At 62.4% G+C, this 2,043-nt stretch carries 2 protein-coding genes; both read right to left on the bottom strand.

Annotated elements, in window-relative coordinates; all coding sequences use genetic code 11:
- A partial coding sequence (locus VNH11_07480) for a M56 family metallopeptidase (protein ID HVA46198.1) occupies positions 1-848 on the bottom strand: 848 nt, incomplete at its 3' end.
- A 551-nt stretch (positions 849-1,399) separates the two neighbouring features.
- On the bottom strand, positions 1,400-1,819 hold the full coding sequence (locus VNH11_07475; GenBank protein ID HVA46197.1) for a BlaI/MecI/CopY family transcriptional regulator: 420 nt from the start codon (positions 1,817-1,819) through the stop codon (positions 1,400-1,402).
- Positions 1,820-2,043 lie beyond the last annotated feature (224 nt).

The raw sequence follows: 2,043 nt of genomic DNA, 5'->3' as shown, positions 1-2,043 counted from the left end.
GCCTGTGCCGCGGGCGAACCGTCGGGCATGCGGACCTTGAGCCTCAGCGTCAACAGGCCGTCGTCGGGGGGCGTTTCCGTCTGCTCATTCACCGCCGGGTTTTCGGTCGCGGCATCCGGCGCGGGAGAACCAGAGGAACCCTGTTTCCCTGCATCGTCGTCCTCAACCGCTATCGAAATCGTGCCAAAAGCGGTGACGGCAGCCAGAGCGACGGCGATGACGCAGACGAATGCCCGGCCGCGCCGGGTCAAGCAGGTGCTTCGACTGCGGCGCTCATCGAGCAACCCGGCGACGCGCGATTCGAGTTTCCAGCGGGAGGTGAACAGGCCAACCGCCCCCGGCAACGGGCTGGCGGAACGTACCAACCGCGCCAGCGTCAGCAGCGTTCGGCTGTAAGAAGGGGCGTCGGTCGCAGCCAGCACGTAGTTGTCGCAAACCTCTTCGCGGGCCTGTGACAATTGCCGATTCAACGCCTTTACCAGCGGATGGAGCCAGAAGAGGGCCGCCGCGACGTTCTGCAGCATCACGATCGCCTGATCGCGCCGGACGACGTGGGCCACTTCGTGAAGAAAAATGGCGCGCAATTGCCGCGGCGTCACCCGGCCGAGCAATCGCTCCGGCAGGACGATCCGCGGACGGATCAAGCCGGCGGAGAACGGCCCCGACACCCAGTCCGACAAAACGAGCTCCGGCAGTTTCTCAAGTTGCAGTGCCCGGCCGGCTTGGGCGAATGATTCTTCGATCGCCGCATCTTCATTGGGCCTGGCCGCGGCCAGAATCCGAGCCAGGCAAGAGCAACCGATCGCCAGCTTCGCCAAGAGGATCGCCGATCCGATGAGCCAGATCATCAGCAACACAAGAACGGCCAGTCGAAGTGTGGCCCCAAACCCGATCGTGGTCGACTGCGGGCTAGAAGATCTCCCCTGCGATCCCAATGAAGCGGTCCCTTTTGGCTCATGGAATGCTTGGTTGGCGACGGTATGTGGGCCGCTTTGCCGCGCGTCGGCCACGTCGAATGGCCCGTCCGAAAATCGTTCGCGATCATCCCTGATGAGACCACCGGTTCGGTCCAATTCTTCTGACCACGCCGGCCAGGCGGATGCGGCAACCGGTTCTGTTGCCGGAACTGCGGCGGCCCGATCCGACACGGGTTTGACGGCCACCTGCATGACCGAGAGGGGCAACCAGCTTGGCGCCGACAATTGCATCACGCCGGCTGTCAGAGGAGCAAGCAGGACCAGCACCAGACCGGCCAATAGTACACCGTAGCGCAGCGCCGCGCTGCGCCGCAGGCCAAGGCTGATCGTCAGGGCGACTGCTGACACGACTGCGGCTTGTAGCAGGACATTCAAACTCCAAATCGAAAACAGTTCGCCGGGATTCCCATTCGTCCAAGAGCTCATGACATCTTCCCCCGTGGCTCGCCTGTGGATTGGGTAATCGTCTCCGATTGATCGATCATCATCCGAATTCGTTCGGCCTCGGCCGGCGACAACCCGCGGTATTCGATCAGGGCCGTCACCATGTCCTCGGGCGAGCCGGCGAAGAACCGGTCGACCAGTTGCACCACCTTGGCCCCAAGCGACACGCTCCGCGGTCGGGCGGCGGAATAAAGGAACGTCCGCCCCTCCTCGCGATGGACGAGCCAGCCTTTTTCTTCAAGCCGCACCATCATCGTTTGCACGGTGTTGCGGGCCACGTCCCGCCGTTTCACTAACTCCTGCCGCACCTGGCTGACCGTGGCTTCGCGCAATTCCCACACGACTTCCATGATTTCCCGCTGTGTGACCGTCAGCGGCGTGACATCGGCCTTCGCCATGGATCTTCTCCCAAAAGCTTCACCTACGAACCGTCGGCAATTATACCTACTGTGCGTAGGCATGTCAAGTAGGCATTAGGCGTTAGCCCAACCTATTCACCACCCCGGCTCGATTACACATTCGACTCGATATAATACTTAAGGGGGGCGTGGCTGTATCGCAGGCGCAGTTTGCTGAGAAACCGCCCCCTTTCCCCCACGTGCAACAGGGCTCGTGGGCAGCT

The sequence above is a fragment of the Pirellulales bacterium genome, from assembly GCA_035533075.1.
Classification (GTDB): Bacteria; Planctomycetota; Planctomycetia; order Pirellulales; family JAICIG01; genus DASSFG01.
This window is presented reverse-complemented; position numbering and strand designations above follow the sequence as displayed.